Source organism: Acinetobacter sp. 243_ASPC (assembly GCF_001054715.1).
GTDB lineage: Bacteria > Pseudomonadota > Gammaproteobacteria > Pseudomonadales > Moraxellaceae > Acinetobacter > Acinetobacter soli.
The window spans coordinates 20,061-39,186 of record NZ_JVOR01000046.1 but is presented as its reverse complement, the minus strand read 5'-3'; the positions used below and the strand labels follow the sequence as shown (position 1 = coordinate 39,186).

Below are 19,126 nucleotides of genomic sequence, written 5' to 3'. Positions count from 1 at the left end.
TGCAGGATTGTTTTTTTGTCGGCTGGATTCATCCCGTGCTGTAAATTCAATGACTTTAAACCAGTGAAAAACTGACATAAGATGGGCAAAGCATTTTTCAAAAAACGACCGAGAACAAGAATGAATGATGACGCTATAGTCTTACCTCATCGACACAAAAATCCCAACCGATTGTCTTTAGATTTAATTGAGGCACAGTACGCCCTGAAAAATAGTTGGGGCAAAAAAAATGCAAAAAGCGTGCTGGTACTGGTCAGTGGGATTGAACTTGCAGGCAAAGGAGAAGCAGTTAAACAACTTCGTGAATGGGTCGATCCGCGCTATTTACGTGTCAAGGCAGATCCGCCGCATGTGCTGAATGTTAATCAACCGTTTTGGCAGCCGTATGCTTCATTTATTCCGGGCGAGGGACAGATCGTGGTGATGTTTGGTAACTGGTACAGTGATTTGCTGAGTACCGCCATGCATGTGTCCAAGCCACTGGACGATACTTTATTTGATGCCTATGTCAAAAATATGCAGGCATTTGAGCAGGATCTAAAAAATAATCAGGTCGATGTGGTCAAGGTCTGGTTTGACTTGTCTTGGAAATCATTGCAAAAACGCTTAGATGATATTGATGTTTCAGAACGGCGCTGGCACAAACTTCACGGGTTAGACTGGCGCAATAAAAAGCAGTACGACAATATCCAAAAGCTACGAAAACGCTTTAGCGATGACTGGATTGTGATTGACGGCGAAGACAAAACCAAGCGTGATCAGCTTTTTGCTGAATCGATCTTACATGCCATGCAGGATTTGCCTGAACATCCAGATCAGGGCACAATCAACTGGACTCAGGCGCTTGTACCAGACCTGTTGCTACATCCAGAGTCAGACGCGCTTGAGCATGATCAATACAAGAAAAAACTCAAAAAACTCACACGCAGAGTGGCTGAGGCGCTACGTTATGATGAGCGTCATGTGATGGTGGTATTTGAAGGTATGGATGCTGCGGGTAAAGGTGGGGCAATTAAACGCATCGTCAAACGGCTCGATCCGCGCGAATACGATATTTTTACCATTAGTGCACCCGAGAAATACGAATTACGCCATCCGTATTTGTGGCGGTTTTGGACCAAGCTTGAAAATTGTAGTGATATTCGAATCTTTGACCGTAGTTGGTATGGGCGCGTTTTGGTGGAACGGGTAGAAAATTTTGCCAACGAACGTGAATGGCAACGCGCTTATGATGAGATCAACCGCTTTGAAAAAGACCTGATCGACAGTCAGACGGTTATTATTAAAATCTGGTTATCGATCAGTAAAGATGAGCAAGAACAGCGTTTTCATGCTCGGGAAAAAACACCACACAAACGCTTTAAAATTACCGAAGATGACTGGCGCAATCGAGAAAAATGGAATGAATATTTAAATGCGGCGGCCGATATGTTTGAGCGCACCAGCACCGATGCAGCGCCTTGGACCATTATTGCTACAGATGACAAATATAGCGCTCGGATCAAGGTATTAAAAACGATTCTTAAATGCTTAAAAACCACCTGAAGCGGTGGTTTTTAATATAAAAAACTTACAAACTTAAGTGGTTTGATTCATCAGTTTCCCCGTGTTTTGTCGAGCCAATTGTGCACCGAGTGGCGCTTTGGGCTCGCTGCGTGACTGACGCTGACGAAACACAATGAGCGTCGCAATCAAACTGATAATTGCGGCAAACATGAGCCAAAAGGCGGGCATGCTTTTGCTGCCACTTTGTTCGACCAGATAAGTTGCAATCATTGGAGTGAGGCCACCAAATACCGAAGTTGCCAAACTGTACGCAACAGAAAAACCTGCAATTCGAACTGAGCTTGGCATCATTTCAGTCAAAGACACCACCAGTGCACCGTTGTAAAAACTATACAACAATGACAGCCACAGCAAAGACACCAGCATGTGTGACAGACTGATATTTTGAGTTAACCAGCTCAAAAGCGGATAAGCCGTGACAAAGATCAGCGTCGTGGTTGCAATCAATAGCGGTTTTCGGCCGATTTTATCCGATAAATAGCCACCAATTGGGAGCAGAATAAAGTTACTTGCACCCACCATTACAGTTGCTAATAAGCTTTCTGCACTGGTCAGATGCAGCACTTCTTTGCCGTAGGTTGGCGTGTAAACGGTAATGAAATAAAACATGGTGGTGGTTGTAGCAACCATACACATGCCAGTCAGTACAATTTTCCAATTCGCGGCCAGCGTAGACATAATCTGGGCAGTGGTTGGATGTTCGGTGCGTGAAGCAAATGCTTCGGTTTCTGTTAATGATTTACGCAACCAGAAAATAAACGGAATGATGGCGCAGCCCACAAAAAATGGAATTCGCCATGCCCAGTCGGCCACTTGTGCCTTGGTAAAGACCAGACTCACCACATAACCTAATGTGGCTGCAAAAATAACCGCCACTTGCTGACTAGCAGACTGCCAACTGGTAATAAAGCCACGATTATGGGGCTCTGCAATCTCGGATAAGTAAACCGAAACACCGCCCAGTTCTACGCCAGCAGAAAAGCCTTGTGCCAAACGTCCGGCAAAGATCAGTACCGTCGCGGCAAAACCAATGGTGGCATAGCCAGGTGTAAGGGCAATAATCAGTGAGCCAACAGCCATGATGCTTAAAGTCACCATCAGGCCTTTACGTCGACCAATACGATCTACATACGGACCCAGTACCAGTGCACCAATCGGGCGCATCAAGAAACTGACCGCAAAGACCAAAAATGTTTTCATGAGTGCAGCGTAACTGCTATCGGAATGGAAAAACGTTTCGCCAATGGCTTTAGCGTACAAACCAAACAGGAAAAAATCGTATTGTTCGAGAAAGTTACCACTTGTTACGTTAAAAATGGCACGTATACGGGATGTTGATTGTCCATGTTCCACAACGACTCTCCATAGTTTGTTTGTCATCGTGTGATGGATAGTAAGTAGACAATCTTTAAAAAAACTTAAAATTTACGTGAAAAGTCAAATGATATATGGATACGCGTTGGTCAAATATACAACTTGTTTTTTAAAATCAGGCAGATAAAAGGCACACAAGGTGCCTTTTAAATGATCATTAAACAGCTGCGGTCGTGCTTTTTTGCTGAATACGTTTCGCCAGATGATAACATTCTTGGACATGCGCTTCGGCCACTTTTTTCATCACGATATAGCCCAAGCTCGCAGCGACGATCTGGCCACCAAGCGGAATAAATTTGGTCACTTGCTTGGTCAATACTTTTCCGATCACGCCATTGAGTGACTTTTTGACTGCAGTACGTGCGACAACCAGCCCCGAAAATTCGAAGCCGCGTTTACGTAATTCGTTCCAGTGAATCTGTTTGGTCTCTGGATCATAAACCGTAATATGGTCGGGAGATAAACCGAAGCGAGCGCTGATATCGGGAATAATTTGTGACAAAATGCCGATATCAATCACGACATCAAAAAATGGAATAGGAACGACGGCGGCGCCAGCGGAAAAATAGGCACGCTTTTTGACCATTTCCAGACATTCGTCACGAACGGCTTCAAGGTTTAAACTTGGATCAATTGAATCTGGGATATTCTCAATTTTCATGGATTTATACTCAATGTGGTCCTTTGCTGTTATTCAAACATTTTTTTTGAGCATGACTCAAATTTTTATACACATGGCAAACGTGACATAGTTCGCCAACGATGTATAGTGACGAATCTTTATGATTTTGTGCATAAAAAACTGCGATTTACAAAGGTAAGGGCTACATGGCGATTCATGTAATACAAAGTCAGCGTATCGATGTTTTGCTTCAAGGGGTGTGGCAATCTGTGCAGCAGCTGAGCCAGAATCCGTTTGATGTACTTGAAACTCAGCATTTCATTGTGCCAAGCGCGGCCGTGCAGCAGTGGTTGACCGAAAAACTCTCAGAATTGCAAGGGATTACCGCTAATTATCAATTTCATCAGCGTATCCGCGGGTTCCAGTGGTTTGTCTATCAGCAAGTGTTGACTGAACATAAAGATCAGGTACGTAAAGCCAATATTCCACGCCTTATTTTAAAGTGGCGTGTGTTTCAGGCGCTCAATCCTCTGATTCAGTCAGCTCATATGACCTTATCGCCTGAGCATCCGGCCTATTCACTGGTCGACCGAATCTATACCAGTGCAGATCAATTACAACAAGTCGATCAACAGCAACAGAAAAAACAAAAAATGCTGTACTGGGTGGCCGAACAGGTATCGCAGCTATTTGGTCATTACATGACGTATCGCGGGTATTGCCAGAAAAACTGTAGCGGTCCTTGTACCTGTGCCACCAACTGGCTCAGTGCATGGGGAGAAAATCGGGCGCTGGATATCGAGCAACTGATGGGGCAAGCCCGCCAAGAGATTTCGGCGTTTCAGTTCCAGCACGCGCAAGATTTAGAGGCATGGCAACGTTGGTTATGGCAAAACCACTTTCATCAGGATTATCTGGATATCCTGAACATTGACGACTTATTTTGGCAACTCTTAGATGGGGCACAGAGCCGTGAAACTGCCTTGCAGCGTTTGCCTAAGCAAGTGGTTGTATTTACCGTGCTGGATTTGCCGCCGATGCAATTACAGTTTTTGCGCCGTTTGGGGCAATACATTGATATTTTTATTTTGCACTACAATCCTTCTCAGGAATACTGGGCAGATAGTGTCGATCCTCTGTGGAAACAGCAGTACGATGTACGTGTGAAATCCCGATTTATCGAGAAAAACCCACAGGCAAGTGATGCAGACATTGCACAATTTTTTGATCAATTTACCTTGCATTTTAACGCTGAAGCACGTGAGTCTCGCCATCCCTTACTCACCCGTTGGGGCAAGCAGGCGCGTGACCATTTTAGTCTGTTGGCCAATTTGTCGTCGGGAGATGAGGGGCAGTGGGTCGATGCATTTGTCGATGAGTTTCCAAACACATTGCTGGGGCAGATCCAGTCCGATATTTTAAATTTGGCCGAGCCTGTCGCCAATCAATATTCTCTCGCACCCAACGATCGCTCGATTCAGTTTCATGTTTGCCATTCAAGCTTACGGCAACTGGAAGTTTTGCGTGATGAACTCATTCGCTGGCTGGCCGACACCTCGCATGGCCCTCGTCGTTTAAACGATATTTTGGTGCTGGTTCCCAACATTAAAGAAATCGAGCCAGCGATCCGCGCGGTTTTTCCGGCAACCCCTACCGAAGATACGGTGTTTTTGCCGATTAAAATTGCAGGCGTGGCCCAGCTCGATGTATTAAATGCATGGCAGGCTGTGGTCGGGAGGATCAATTTACTGCATGGACGTTTTGAATTTGACGAATTTGCCGACTGGCTGAGTTTATCAGCAACGCAGCAGTATTATGCCCTTGAAGATAGCCAGATTCGTCGCATGCTCAGTCTACTTGAACAGGCTGGTTTTAAACGCGGTTTCGACGCTGAACATTTACAGCAGAGTTTAAGTCCGGACGATCACGACCATCGTTATAGCTTTAAGTTCGCGCTTGATCGACTTGCACTCGGAATCGCCATTCCGGCACATGTACTGTTTGAGCAGACCTTAAGTTTTAGCGATATCGCTCCTGATGATTTTGAGCTGATCGGCGTGCTGATTCAGATTTATCAAGATTTGCATACGCGAAGAAAATGGCGAACCGCACATGAACAACACGAGAAACGTTCGGTTGAAGCGTGGCTTCAATTGCTGATGGAGGATGTCACTGCCTTTGAGCAGGCCGGTGTGATGGCTTTAAAAACGGCTCGGGACATTATAAAAAAACAAGAACGAATGGTGACCTTGGCCAGTTTCTATGGCGATAAAGACACACATGGTTTACGCGATATTACGCTACCGCTGCCTTACTTGCTTGATGAAATTCAACGTACTTTGGAAAATCAGTCTTCACAGGCCGAACCGACCGGACAGATTACCTTTAGCCAGATCGGTCAGATTCGACCGCTCCCTTATGCACTGGTTGTGATGCTGAATCTGGACACGGGCAAGTTTCCAAACCGAGAGACCCATATTCCTTTTGATTTAATGGAGCAACTGCGCCAGCAACTGGGGGATCGTTCACGTTTGGAGGATGATCAGGGTGCCTTTTTAGATGCCGTGGTATTGGCAAAATCAGCCGTGTGGTTGTTTTATAATGGCTTTGATGTGAGTGATGGTGAGGTACGCGATCCATCGAGTATTGTGCAGGAATTCAAAGCGCATTTGGCCTTAATTGTGGCAGATGCACCGTGTGCAGAGGAAGCAGTAGCGCTTAATCCATATATTGCAGAGCAGCAGCAATGGCTCAAGCAGCTGGATGTGCCTGAGCGCCTCTGGCCGATGTACCATGTTCATCCTTTGCAGCCCTTTGACCCACTCGGCTTTGCCAATGACACTGCACCGCAGCGTTATCGAGATCACTGGTACCGCGTAGCACAGCAGGTGCAACAGCCTGAAGGAACGGTTCAACCATGGGTGAACACCTTGCAGCCCGCCTATCAGGAATTGCGCGTTGTCGATAGCCGCCAGTGGATGGCCGATGTCACCTTTCCTGCACGGTTGTATTTGAAGCACTTGGGTGTCGATAATATTGCCTTGGCCGAACAATTTGAGCAGGCCGAACCGTTGTTTTTAGATGGACTGGGGCGTTATTCTATCCGCCAGTTTTTATATGAGCATGATCACACGGCGCCATTAGAATTGCTGCAAGACCAGTTACCAGTTGGCAAAATCATGCACAGTGCATGGCAACAAAGCAGCGCCGAACAAGCACGTTTGCTGGCGCGGTTACAGAACTATGCACCTGCTGTAAGTCGTACCACGCAAACCATCTGGCGCCTTAGCAAACAGTTGCACATGAATATCACGGTTCCGCTCGATAACCGTAGCGACTGGGTGAGTATGGAGGCCTCAAGTGCACGGGCCAAACGCATGGCATGTGTATGGCTTGAGTACTTAATCTGGTTGGCATTTGGTCAGCAGGGTGCAGCCGCAAAAACCTTACGACGTATTGTGGTATTTAGCGATAAAACCGTAATTTGCGAAGGTCTGAATGCCGAGCAGGCCAAGCACTACTTAGATCAGTGGCTGGCGATGTGGCATTATGGCGCTACACAGCCTGTGGTGTTGCCAGCGGCATTAATACTCAAAGCGCTAGAAAAAGAGAAAAGCCATCATTGGTCTGCCACAGAGCAGGGCGAAATGCTGCTCGACGAGCAGGACCTGAAAAGCCTGTTGAACGCGTGGCAAGACGCCAAAGCCTATGTGAATCTGGATATCCGTCAAGATGAAAGCAGCCAAGGCCATCGAGATTGGGCATTTATACTTGATCAGCAAGATAGCACTGCATTACTCAAAGATGCGATGAACCGCTATTCATATGCACTCTATGCCCCTATTTTTCAGTATTTGCGTCTGGAGTAAGACATGCCATTAAGCTCAAAAACGTCTTATCAACCGATTACAGAAATTGAATTTTCAGGTCTGCATTTAATTGAAGCGTCTGCCGGCACTGGAAAAACCTATACCTTGTCGAGCCTGATGGTCCGCATTTTCCTAGAGCGCTATTTACCTAAGCAGGTGATTGCCACCACGTTTACCCGTGCTGCTGCGGCAGAGCTTAAGACACGAATCCGTTTGCGTGTCCAGCACATCTATAGTGTGCTGAACGCGTCTCTGGGTTTCACAGAGCAAGAGGTCATACAGCGTGCTGAGCAAGAAGCAGATCCATTGCTACAGCATATTTTGAAGCAATTCGCACCGCGTATGGGCTATGCGGCTGAGCGCTTAAAACTGGTATTGGATCAGCTCGATGAACTTTTTGTTGGTACATTGGACAGTTTTAGCCAAAAGCTGTTACGAGAATTTGCGTTTGAAAGTGGCAAAATTGAAGCAGCGGCAATTACCGACGATGCCAAGCGCTATACCCGCCAACTGATTCATGATGTCCTGCGTGCATGGATCAATGCCCAGCCACAGGCGATTATTGATGGTTTATATAATATTGGTGCGCTCAAACAGATAGATGCTTTTGTCGATGTAGTCGAACAGGCACTCAATTTTAGCTCTGCCCAGTTTGATCCCTATGTGGCACCGCAGTTGAATGTTGAACATTTTTATGCACAACTTCGGCAAGCACAGTCCATTCAGCTTGATGATCTCTTGGCTTACACGGCACGAGACGGAGAGTTTTATGGCTTCATCAATGGCACTTCTTTTCGTAATGATGCCTTTCATACCTTATTTTGTCGTGACCTGCCGCAATTGCTCCAAGCACTTGAACAACCCGATTTGAGCATCTTTGAAGCATATCTTGGGTCGGCGCGTGAAGCCGCATATAAATTTTTAGAAAAATATCATCAAAATAAAATTTTTAAAAAATGTTCCGTGGCCATCAGTGACGGTTTTTATCAGCATCCAGCGGTACTCGCTCTGGTCGAGGTGCTGCAATGCTTAAAAGATCACGAACAACAATTTACCCAGTTGCATCATCATTTAAAGGCTTATTTGTGTCATGAAGTGAAAAATCGTTTACCCGAAGTGTTGCAAGAGAAGGGAGAAACCACATTTTCACAGCAGATCCGGACGCTCTCTGAAGCGCTTAAAGGCGAGCAAGGGCAACGCTTTGCCCAGTATGTGCAGTCACGTTATCCACTTATTTTGGTCGACGAATTTCAAGACACCAATCAGGATCAAGATGACATGCTGGCCAGTATCTGGCGCCATCCGCAGCGTTATCAAAACGGCTGCATGATTATGGTGGGCGATCGAAAGCAAGCGATTTATGGCTTTCGTGGCGGCGACATGCTGACATTTTTAAATGCCCATCAAGACATCATGCGCAAGCAGGGACGCAACTACAAACTGGTGAATAACCATCGCTCAGTCAGACCGCTGGTCGAGGTGGTCGATGCACTTTTTCAACGACAGCCCGATTTTGGCGAACAGGTACTTTATGATTCTATTGAAGCCGGGCAGCGTGCGCATCCTGCATTAATCGATCAGGGGCAACATAATCCGGCTCCATTACGCTGGCTGATGCTGGAAGATAAAAATCGTGAGGCTGAGCAGGTAAGCTGGAAAATCCGTGCGCTACTCAATCAGGCCCATCGTGGAGAGTTGTATTTAGACGAACCTGATCAGCAGCGTGGATTGATTAGCGATGATATCGCGGTCATTTCCAAAAACCATAAAGGACTGGATGATGTTCAGGCCAGACTTGAGTATTTGGGAATTAAAGTGAACCGACCGTCACGCTGCAGTGTATTTGATCATGCACTGGCACACGATGTGGCTGCATTTCTCACCGCTATTTTACATCCTTACGATGAAGCCAAAGTCAAACGGGCATTGCTTGGGCGCATGATTGGACTGGATTTAAGCACCTTGCAGCAATTGCAGCAGCAGGCATCGGGATTGAGCCAGTACATGACTCAGTTTGATGCTGTGCGTGAAATCTGGATGCATCAGGGGTTTTTACCCGCATGGCAACACGCACTGGCCGTGTTTCAGGTATGGCAGAATCTGGTCAAAATCCAGCGCCGTGACAACGAGCGTGCAGTGGTGAATGTCCGCCATTTGGGTGAACTTTTAACTCAGCACAGCGAGCGTTATGCCGGTGCCCAGAACCTTTACCATTGGTATCTGAAACAGCTCACTTCACCCAGTGAGCGCGAATGGGAACTAGAACGCAAGCTTTCAAGTGATGCCGGTGTGCAGCTCATGACCATCCATCAGTCTAAAGGACTTGAGTTTAAGGTGGTGTTTTTACTCGGCGCAGACAAGCCGTTTAGGGAGCAAAGTACAGGGCTGAATTTTTCCGAGTTGACGGTGCCAGACCCAGAGACTGGCGCATTGCAGCAACGCCGATTGGTTTCGATTGCCGATAAAGCACGTTTAACCGAAAGAGCACAGCAGCAACATAGTGATCGGGCTAAAGCCGAACAAAACCGTTTATGGTATGTGGCATTAACCCGCGCCAGTCATCGGGTCTATGCAGTTATGCAAGATGCTCAGGCAAAATCGCAAGATGCACTGGCGTACTGGAAACATCAGGGAGAGGCATTTTTTCATCCCTACAGCATGGATGAACCGTGTGAGCCACAATGCCCACCGGCATTACATCGCGCCGCGCAGCAGCAAACCTATCGTCTATATGCGCAGCCCGTACCGTCACAGCGATTTTATCCGCGCGGCAAAACCAGTTTTAGTTATTTGGCCCAGCATCTAAAGCCGTCCTTGCTGTATGCCGATACACTTGCGCTGACTCAGGTGCCCGAACAACAGGCCGACGATGAACGTGATCTGAATGTATCGTTCAATACAACCACTCAATTGCCACTCGAGTGGATTAAACAGCATTTTCCAAAAGGGCCTCAAGCAGGAAATTTCCTGCACGAAATTTTTGAACATATTGATTTAAAAAAACCAGACGAATGGCCGATTGAGCTGCGTCGTCGTTTTAAAAATGATTACAGTACACTTTGGGAGCAGCTCTATCGCCAATACACCGAGGCCTATCCTGAGCACAATGGTGAAGATGGACTATTGTTTCAATGGCTGACCGAGTGGCTCATGCATGTGGCGACCACACCCTTGCATCAGGGTTTTCAGTTGAATCAGCTTGAAGCAGGGCAGTATTTAAGCGAGTGTCCGTTCTATCTGGCGTTATCTGATCGTGTACTGGCCATGCGTCGCATTCAGCAACTTTTTGCCGAATATGACATTCATATGCCCGATTTTTTAGATGCGCATGCCGCGCGCTACCTGAATGGATCAATCGATCTGATGTACTTCGATGGCCAGCATTTTCATATTGCCGATTATAAAAGTAATTATTTGGGCAGCGACCAGCAAGATTATTCGGCGCAAGCCATTCAGCACAATATGACCCAGTCGAGTTACTGGCTACAAGCCGCATTGTATCTGGTGGCTTTGCATCGTTATTTAAAAGTGAAATTGCAGCATTACCAGATCGAGCAGCATTTAGGAGGGGCAACTTATTTGTATCTTCGAGGCATGACTGGCGCTGCCCATCAGGGCTATTTTTACTGGAAGCCGGATAACGAGTTTATTTTGCGTCTAGATGCGATCTTGGGATATTTTGTTGAGGATAAAATGGACAAAAAAAGTGACAAATCTGAATAATAACTTGAAATTCAGGTGGTTATTTTGTGGATAAATGTGTTTATAAGTGTGTGGACAAGCTTGAGGATAACTGTGTGGATAATCAAAACATCAGTCTAGACAAGGATTTGGCGTGGCTGAAAATGTGGAGTGAGTATCTGGTTCAGACACCGTTCAATCTCAGGGAGCGCAATTCTGAACAAATTCGTGACATGTTGCAAGCATTAATTGAAGCAAGTTTGCAAGGAGATAGCGGTTTGGCGATTTCTTCGTCAGATGTGGCGCAGTTGGGTAAGTTTGCGGTGCATGCATCCCAAGCAGCACAGACGGTTGCCCCCATGGTCTATGACGACGAGATGCTGGCGCTGTATCGATATTGGTCGCTCGAACAGCGTTTGGCCACGCAAGTACACCGTTTAACACAGACGCAACTATCAGCGGTTGACGTCACGTCGTACACCAATTTGCTCACTGATCCTCACCAGCAGGCAGCCATGAAAATGGTGGCAAACCATGCGCTCAATATTATTACAGGCGGGCCGGGAACAGGTAAAACCTACACCTTGGCCCGTATTATCGCGGTTTTAAATCAGGCCATTCCCGATATCCGAATTGCGATGGCAGCCCCAACCGGTAAGGCGGCACAGCGCATGCAAGAGGCGCTTCAGGCGTCTTTTCAAGATCCTAAGCTGCTCGAATCCGGTTTGTTGAGCGAAGAGCTGCAACAGCAGTCGACTCAAACCCTGCATCGGCTTTTGGGTTTGGGGCACCAGCAGCGACCCCGTTACCATGCCAAACAACCTCTGCCGTATGATGTAGTGGTGGTCGATGAAGCATCGATGCTTGATTTGCAATTGGCGACGCTGTTGTTCGAAGCGATTCCAGCAAATTGTCGTTTAATTTTACTTGGAGATGCCAAACAGTTGGCTTCGGTGGATGTAGGTGCGGTACTGGCCGACTTGCAGCAAGTGCCCGCGCTTAAACACAATCACGTCCAACTGGTGACCAGTCGACGCTTTAATGCCGAGGCAAAAATTGGTCAGTTTGCTGGATTTATTCAACATCTCTCGGATGTGAAGCCATCTGAGGATATTTTAGCTGCGTTTGAACAGCAAGTGGCATCACCTCAAACGCTTCAGTCCATTCAGCTATACGATAATATGTCGGATCTGGTTCAGCTCGAATATCTGAACGATTTATTGCTTCATGAGCCTACTGCCTATTATTTGCAACTCATGCAAGGCTATTTACCTTATGTCAATGCGCTCAAACAGTATCGTGAGCAAGCCGCTTCTATTGATTTAGCAAAAGTGATACAGGCATTTGATGATTATCGGATTTTGGTGGCCATCCGTTTTGGCAAATTTGGGCTTGATCAGATTAACCGCTTTGCAGAAGACTGGCTGACCACGCAATTAATGGTTGTACCTGTGGCAGGGTGGTATTTGGGCCGGCCAGTCATGATGACATACAATGACTATCAGTTAGGGTTGTCGAATGGTGATATCGGTATTTGCTTTCGACACCGCACACAATCCGATCAGTTTGAAGTGTATTTTCCAAGTTTAGACAAATGGGTAGCAGCCAATCGACTGCCCAAAAACATTCAAACGGCCTTTGCATTGACCATTCATAAATCTCAAGGTTCCGAATTTAAACATACTGCAATTGTGTTTGATGCCAGTGCAGAAAAAATTCTGAGTCAGGAGCTGCTTTATACCGCCATTACCCGCGCCAAAAACGTGGTCAGCCTGTTGGTAGATCGTGCGGCCTTTTTACAATCACTTACACAGCGCACCGCTCGAAAAAGTGGCTTAGTGAAAAAATTAATAATGATTTCATTTTAGTAAGTTTACCTAAGGAGTAGACAGCTCTGTACGAAATTGCTTACACGAATTCGAGAAATTAGCTTATAGAGTCCGAAGCAATATTTTGAGATGATGTTCCTGCACAAAAACTTAGCAAGGAATGCTAAGAAAAAACCGCATAAAAATTAGAATAAGTCGAAGACAGCGAACTTACAGTGAAGTAAGGATAAACGAGGAACTTACAGCCGCTAAGCCTTGTAGTTTTGGGAGAGACTACAAGGCTTTTTTATGTCTGGCATTTCAAAAAAAAACAAGTTACATATTTATATTTAGAAAAACTGCTATGTTTTCTGATATATACAGACCTGTACGTTTTTGCTTACATACTGATACGAAAATCACTACTTTTATTCATAATTAAATGTGGCAGAATAGAACTTGTTAGGAAGTTCGTTCATGTCAGGGACAATGACCATAATCAATAAAAGGGTTCTAAGAAAACTCTCCAGATAATAACAAAATACAAGAACAATCGTTCAGAATAAGAAACTACAGCGCATAAAGCCCAAGCACCGCTTGGGCTTTTTATTTTTTACACCATATTGGTTTCGTGGGTATCGCTTCCAAATAATGAGCGACGCTGACCTTTGGCAACTTTAGGACACTGCATCGAGATTTGATACAGCAGTTTGCCCAGCACAGGTAAATGTGTACCAATGACAGATTTCCCTGTAGTCAGCAGCGAGACACTGATATCCCGCTCTGGATCGGCCCAGCATAAAATATTAGAAAATCCCAGATGGCCAAAGGCTTGTCCTGTCATCGGGCCAAACAGCCCCACTGGATTGCTGCCGAGCATAGGGCCTAATGCATAGCGCATCGGTGCCAATAATGTCCGATCTAAGCTGGTCACTGAGGTGGGTAAAGTGGCACGAAACACGGTTTGTGGTGTGAGAATCTGCTGATCGTGATATCGTCCACCGCTCAGCAACATTTCAAAAAAACGGCCTGCTTGCTCTGCACTGGTATAAATATTACCCGCAGGGCATACCGTATCCATAAAGCGGGGGTCATTGGTCAGGTCCACTGCCAGTTGTAAGCCGCCGCCAAGTACATGCTGTAGGTAGTGATCTGTACCTAGGCGAGGGTGTAAGCCTGTTGGGGCATTGAGTGCAACCCGATCACGCCACTCGGGCGCAAGACCATAATTGAAACAGGCCATTTGCATGGGTTTTTCGATGGTTTCATGTAAAAACTGCCGAAGATCCTGTCCGGTTACACGTTCAATCAGCTCACCCAATATATAGCCGGCAGTGACCGCATGATAAGCCAGATGTGTACCCGCTGCCGATACTGGCTTCGCGCGATATAATCGCGCCAGAATCTCTGATTTATCGAACAGCAATTCTGGTGTCACTTCAGTTTCAAGCCGTGGAATACCACCCCGATGTGCCAGTAAATGAAAAATGGTGGCGCGGCGTTTGCCATTTACGCCATATTCAGGGATGTAATAACTCACCGGGTCGAAAAGATTAATCAGGCCACGCTCATTGAGCACATGGATCAGCATTGCCGTAACAATTTTTGAGGCAGAAAACAGGCAAATCGGTGTTTCGGGCGTTGCAATCTGTGCATCACTTGCCAAGCCATCCACCGTATTGCCGCGTGCATAGCCCAAACTTCGATTTAGTAAAATATGTCCGTTGCGACGCAGGCAAAAACCAATCAGAGGATAATTACCGCTTTTATACAACTGCTCGACTCTGTGCCAAATGCGCTGAACCTGTGCAGCAGTCATTGCGCCAGAGGCGGCATCATTTTCATGCTGGGCACGCATCACGCTGTGAATATCGGGTGGTACGTAGCAGGTATTGGCTGATAATAGTTTCACGTCATTCCCATGATCATTCTTTTTATAGTGGCAGTGTGCAATGAATAACACGGTAAGTCAGTGTCTTTTTTGACCAGCTTGTTCAGACACTAATACCACTGATAAGCACCGCCACACCGTATTGAATTGATTTATGAATTGTCAATTACGGTCTTATCCTTTAAAATGGCAAACTGCTGTAGTGATGCACGGCAGTCAAGAAATGCTATCTTTTTAGATAATATTTTTGATTTTTATCATTTTATTTGTTTTTTTAAGCATCTCGGAGAAATCGAATGGCTTTAACAAACGCAGATCGCGCAGCGATTATCGCTAAATTTGCACGTGCTGAAAACGACACGGGTTCACCAGAAGTTCAAGTTGCACTTTTGACTGCTCAAATCAATGATTTGCAAGGTCACTTCAAAGAGCACAAACACGACCATCATAGCCGTCGCGGTCTCATCCGTATGGTTAACCAACGTCGTAAATTACTTGACTACCTCAATGGTAAAGACCACGGTCGTTATGTAAGCTTGATCGGCGAATTAGGTTTACGTCGTTAATTCGATTTTGGCTTGTTTTTCGGTTGTGCGCGCGATGACGTCTCTCACAACTGAAGACGGGCGAGTGTCTGGTGTTTGCATCAGACTACGCTAGAAGGGGCGAATGTTCGCTCCTTCTTTGTGTCTATTCTCTAGTGAGGTCGGCTTCTAAGCTTTGTCATTTATCATTGCTGTTGGGGTGATATGAATGCCAAACCTTAGGGGTCTCCACTAGAATAACTGTTCAAAAAGAACCAGGAAAAAAGATTACATGTCGATGTTTAATATTATTCGTAAAGAATTCCAGTTTGGTCAGCATCAAGTTGTATTGGAAACAGGTCGTGTTGCGCGTCAAGCAAACACTGTTCTAGTGACGATGGGCGGTGTGACCGTATTGGTTGCAGTTGTTGCACAAGCGAAAGCGAAAGCGGGTCAAGACTTTTTCCCACTGACTGTAAACTACCAAGAAAAGCAATATGCTGCTGGTCGTATTCCAGGTGGTTATGGCAAGCGTGAAGGCCGTGCCTCTGAAGCTGAAACGTTAATTTCACGTTTGATTGACCGTCCAATTCGTCCGTTGTTCCCAGAAGGTTACTTCAACGAAATTCAAATCACCGCGACAGTGGTTTCTTCTGACAAAACCATGGATGCCGATATTGCAGCCATGTTAGGTGCTTCAGCGGCATTGTCGATTGCTGGTACACCTTTCCGTGGCCCAATCGCGGGTGCACGTGTTGGTTTAATCAACGGTGAATATGTTTTAAACCCGAACTTTGAACAATTAAAAGAAAGCGATCTTGACCTTGTGGTTGCAGGTACTGAATCTGCTGTCTTGATGGTTGAATCTGAAGCCAAAGAATTGTCTGAAGATCAAATGCTTGGCGCTGTACTTTTCGGTCATGACGAAATGCAAATTGCAGTTCAGGCGATCAAAGAGTTTGCTGCGGCTGCGGGTGCAGTTGAGTCAACTTGGGTTGCGCCAACCAAAAATGAAGCATTGCTTGAGCAATTGAAAGCAGCGTTTGAAGCGAAAATTTCTGAAGCGTATACCATTGCGGTAAAACAAGATCGCTATGCAGCAATTGATGCGCTTTATGCAGAAGCAGTCGCTCAGTTCGTTCCAGAAAATGACGAAACGGGTATTGCTGATGAAGTGAACGAATTGTTTGAAGACCTTAAATACCGTACCGTACGTGACAATATCTTGTCTGGTAAGCCACGTATTGATGGTCGTGACACCAAAACTGTTCGTGGTATCGATGTACAGGTGGGTGTATTGGATCGTGCGCACGGTTCAGCATTATTTACCCGTGGTGAAACTCAGGCCTTGGTGACCACTACTTTGGGTAACACACGTGATGCCCTTATGGTGGATACGCTTGCAGGCACCAAAACTGACAACTTCATGTTGCACTACAACTTTCCTGCATACTCTGTAGGTGAAACAGGTCGTGAATCTGGTCCAAAGCGCCGTGAAATTGGTCATGGTCGTTTGGCACGTCGTGGTGTTCAAGCTGTATTGCCTGCGGCTGACCGCTTCCCGTACGTGATTCGTATCGTATCGGACATCACTGAATCAAATGGTTCATCTTCAATGGCGTCTGTATGTGGTGCATCACTTTCATTGATGGATGCAGGTGTTCCTCTTAAAGCGCCAGTCGCTGGTATTGCGATGGGTCTTGTGAAAGAAGGCGAGCGTTTTGCTGTACTTTCTGACATCTTGGGTGACGAAGATCATTTAGGTGATATGGACTTTAAAGTTGCTGGTTCTGCCAATGGTATTACTGCACTTCAAATGGACATCAAGATTGAAGGCATCACCGAAGAGATTATGGAAGTTGCATTGAATCAGGCGTATGCAGGTCGTATGCACATCCTGAATGAAATGAACAAAGTAATTTCACGTGCACGTCCTGAAATTTCAGCACATGCACCAACGTTTGAAGTGATTACGATCAATCCAGACAAGATTCGTGACGTAATTGGTAAGGGCGGCGCGACGATTCGTCAAATTACTGAAGAAACCAAAGCTGCAATTGATATTGAAGACAATGGTACAGTGCGTGTATTTGGTGAAACCAAAGCCGCTGCACGTGCTGCGATTGCGAAAATTCAGGCATTAACTGCTGAAGTTGAGCCTGGCAAAATCTATGACGGTAAAGTCATCCGTATCGTAGAGTTTGGTGCATTCGTGAATATCATGCCAGGTACCGATGGTTTGCTACATATTTCACAAATTTCAAATGAACGTGTTGCGAATGTCTCTGATGTTCTTAAAGAAGGTCAGGACGTTAAAGTACAGGTTGCAGATGTCGATAACCGTGGTCGTATCAAATTGACCATGAAAGACATCGAACAGGTTTAAGTTTTAAATCTGTTACATGATTAAAAAAGTCCGCTTCGGCGGACTTTTTTATGGCAAGTCACAACATAAATGAAGCGCTGGCAAATACTCGGGTACATTTTTCATTGAGTATTTTAAGCTAGATTTAGTACCATCAACCTATGCCACACCGCATCGAAAATACGGGTACACATGCAAATTTATTATGTTTATAAGCATGCTGCTGAACAGTATGCCTTTATTAGCCAACAGGTTCAGGACGAGCATCATCTGGCATTTATGTGGGTCGATTGCATTCGTGAAGATGTGGTGATGCAAACCGAGGAATGGCAAAAAAATATCAATGGCCTGACTCGTCTCTCTATTAACGAATTTCATATTCGCGATATCTTAAATATCGATCATCCATGTGCATTTGACACGATGGACGATTATGATTTACTGATTTTTCGTAAAATCATTACGCCTGACGATCAGATCAGCAACAGCGAAGTGACCGGAGAAGTACATGAAAGTATATTTGGTTTAGCCACAACCCCGATCAGTTTTATCATCTCGCAAGACGTGCTGATCAGTATCCGTGAGACAGGCAATAAGGCGATGGATGCCTATGTGCAGCGTTATGAACAGATTGTACAGCGCGATATCAGTGATCAAAACAAGCCACGCAAGTTGCCTTCGACACCGATCGATTTAACCCTGCGCATGCTCAATAGCATGATTGATGCCTATCTGGATTTGCGTACACCGCTCACGCGTCGGGTCGAACACTGGCAGCGTGAGCTGTTGCAAGGGCGTAAACGATTTCACCAATGGCCACAGTTGTTTCAAGAAAACATGGCATTTCAGCAAGTCGAAAATCTGTGTGAGGAGCAGATTGAAACTTTACAGGAGCTACGAGACGAACTGGTCGAAAATTATCATCATCTGATGGGTCAACACGCCTCGGAATCGCCAGATTTACTATTGGTTAGAATGAACGATCTGGTGAGTCATATTGAGCGCACGCAAAAACACACCTCCAGATTACGTGCCGCAATTCAGTCGGCCATCGATTTGCATTTTAATGCGATTGCCAATCAAACCAATGAAAATATGCGGATCTTGGCCATTATTACCGCCGTTTTTGCGCCATTGACGCTTCTAACCGGCGTATATGGTATGAATTTTGAGTTTATTCCCGGCTTAAAATCTCCCGAAGGATTCTGGATGATGCTGGCGGCGATGTTGCTCAGCACACTTTTGCTTTTGTATTACTTTTATCGACAGCATTTGGTGGGGCGTGGTGAAAAAAGCGTCATTGAAATGCTGGCACATCAAAAACGGCAGCGTAATATGAATTTGTTCTGGTTTCTAGATTATGAACCCATCAAACAAACCCTGAAAGAAGTTGAAAAAATAACCAAATTGAAATAAAACCGCTTGA

General features: G+C 45.7%; 10 protein-coding genes. 7 read left to right on the top strand and 3 right to left on the bottom strand.

Annotation, left to right across the window (positions count from 1 at the left end; translation table 11 throughout):
• The first annotated feature begins 120 nt into the window (after nucleotides 1-120).
• Nucleotides 121-1,545: a hypothetical protein gene (locus ADA42_RS04870; protein WP_004943939.1), complete on the top strand. Its 1,425-nt coding sequence runs from the start codon at nucleotides 121-123 to the stop codon at nucleotides 1,543-1,545.
• A gap of 33 nt (nucleotides 1,546-1,578) precedes the next feature.
• On the opposite strand, the gene ADA42_RS04865 is transcribed toward ADA42_RS04870, so the two are convergent.
• Both ADA42_RS04865 and ADA42_RS04860 read right to left on the bottom strand, forming a co-directional pair.
• Nucleotides 1,579-2,919: an MFS transporter gene (locus ADA42_RS04865; RefSeq protein ID WP_004943936.1), complete on the bottom strand. Its 1,341-nt coding sequence runs from the start codon at nucleotides 2,917-2,919 to the stop codon at nucleotides 1,579-1,581.
• Nucleotides 2,920-3,097: 178 nt separating this feature from the next.
• Nucleotides 3,098-3,601 carry a hypothetical protein gene (locus ADA42_RS04860; protein WP_004932539.1) on the bottom strand — a complete coding sequence of 168 codons (504 nt, stop codon included), beginning with the start codon at nucleotides 3,599-3,601 and terminating at the stop codon, nucleotides 3,098-3,100.
• Nucleotides 3,602-3,768: 167 nt separating this feature from the next.
• Between ADA42_RS04860 and ADA42_RS04855 the strand changes: the two genes are divergently transcribed.
• The 3 genes from ADA42_RS04855 (at nucleotide 3,769) to recD (ending at nucleotide 12,980) form a co-directional block, all read left to right on the top strand.
• Nucleotides 3,769-7,431, top strand: coding sequence for an exodeoxyribonuclease V subunit gamma (locus ADA42_RS04855; RefSeq protein WP_048763897.1), 3,663 nt, complete (start codon nucleotides 3,769-3,771; stop codon nucleotides 7,429-7,431).
• 3 nt (nucleotides 7,432-7,434) lie between these two features.
• Nucleotides 7,435-11,154 carry a UvrD-helicase domain-containing protein gene (locus ADA42_RS04850; protein ID WP_004943929.1) on the top strand — a complete coding sequence of 1,240 codons (3,720 nt, stop codon included), beginning with the start codon at nucleotides 7,435-7,437 and terminating at the stop codon, nucleotides 11,152-11,154.
• 74 nt (nucleotides 11,155-11,228) lie between these two features.
• Nucleotides 11,229-12,980 carry an exodeoxyribonuclease V subunit alpha gene (gene recD / locus ADA42_RS04845; RefSeq protein ID WP_048763895.1) on the top strand — a complete coding sequence of 584 codons (1,752 nt, stop codon included), beginning with the start codon at nucleotides 11,229-11,231 and terminating at the stop codon, nucleotides 12,978-12,980.
• A gap of 553 nt (nucleotides 12,981-13,533) precedes the next feature.
• On the opposite strand, the gene ADA42_RS04840 is transcribed toward recD, so the two are convergent.
• On the bottom strand, nucleotides 13,534-14,832 hold the full coding sequence (locus ADA42_RS04840) for a serine hydrolase domain-containing protein (protein ID WP_048763894.1): 1,299 nt from the start codon (nucleotides 14,830-14,832) through the stop codon (nucleotides 13,534-13,536).
• Between the two features lie 275 nt (nucleotides 14,833-15,107).
• Between ADA42_RS04840 and rpsO the strand changes: the two genes are divergently transcribed.
• The 3 genes from rpsO (at nucleotide 15,108) to ADA42_RS04825 (ending at nucleotide 19,116) form a co-directional block, all read left to right on the top strand.
• Nucleotides 15,108-15,377, top strand: a complete 270-nt coding sequence (gene rpsO, locus ADA42_RS04835) for a 30S ribosomal protein S15 (RefSeq protein ID WP_004920392.1) — start codon at nucleotides 15,108-15,110, stop codon at nucleotides 15,375-15,377.
• 256 nt (nucleotides 15,378-15,633) lie between these two features.
• Nucleotides 15,634-17,721: a polyribonucleotide nucleotidyltransferase gene (gene pnp, locus ADA42_RS04830; RefSeq protein WP_171063713.1), complete on the top strand. Its 2,088-nt coding sequence runs from the start codon at nucleotides 15,634-15,636 to the stop codon at nucleotides 17,719-17,721.
• Nucleotides 17,722-17,892: 171 nt separating this feature from the next.
• Entirely contained in the window at nucleotides 17,893-19,116 is a 1,224-nt protein-coding gene (locus tag ADA42_RS04825; RefSeq protein ID WP_004943916.1) for a CorA family divalent cation transporter, read from the top strand.
• Nucleotides 19,117-19,126: the final 10 nt, after the last annotated feature.

Bases quoted from the DNA above. Each gene is read 5' to 3' on its own strand.
- rpsO (WP_004920392.1), top strand. From the start codon at position 15,108: ATGGCTTTAACAAACGCAGATCGCGCAGCGATTATCGCTAAATTTGCA.
- ADA42_RS04855 (WP_048763897.1), top strand. From the start codon at position 3,769: ATGGCGATTCATGTAATACAAAGTCAGCGTATCGATGTTTTGCTTCAA.
- ADA42_RS04860 (WP_004932539.1), bottom strand. From the start codon at position 3,601: ATGAAAATTGAGAATATCCCAGATTCAATTGATCCAAGTTTAAACCTT.
- ADA42_RS04825 (WP_004943916.1), top strand. From the start codon at position 17,893: ATGCAAATTTATTATGTTTATAAGCATGCTGCTGAACAGTATGCCTTT.
- pnp (WP_171063713.1), top strand. From the start codon at position 15,634: ATGTTTAATATTATTCGTAAAGAATTCCAGTTTGGTCAGCATCAAGTT.
- ADA42_RS04870 (WP_004943939.1), top strand. From the start codon at position 121: ATGAATGATGACGCTATAGTCTTACCTCATCGACACAAAAATCCCAAC.
- ADA42_RS04850 (WP_004943929.1), top strand. From the start codon at position 7,435: ATGCCATTAAGCTCAAAAACGTCTTATCAACCGATTACAGAAATTGAA.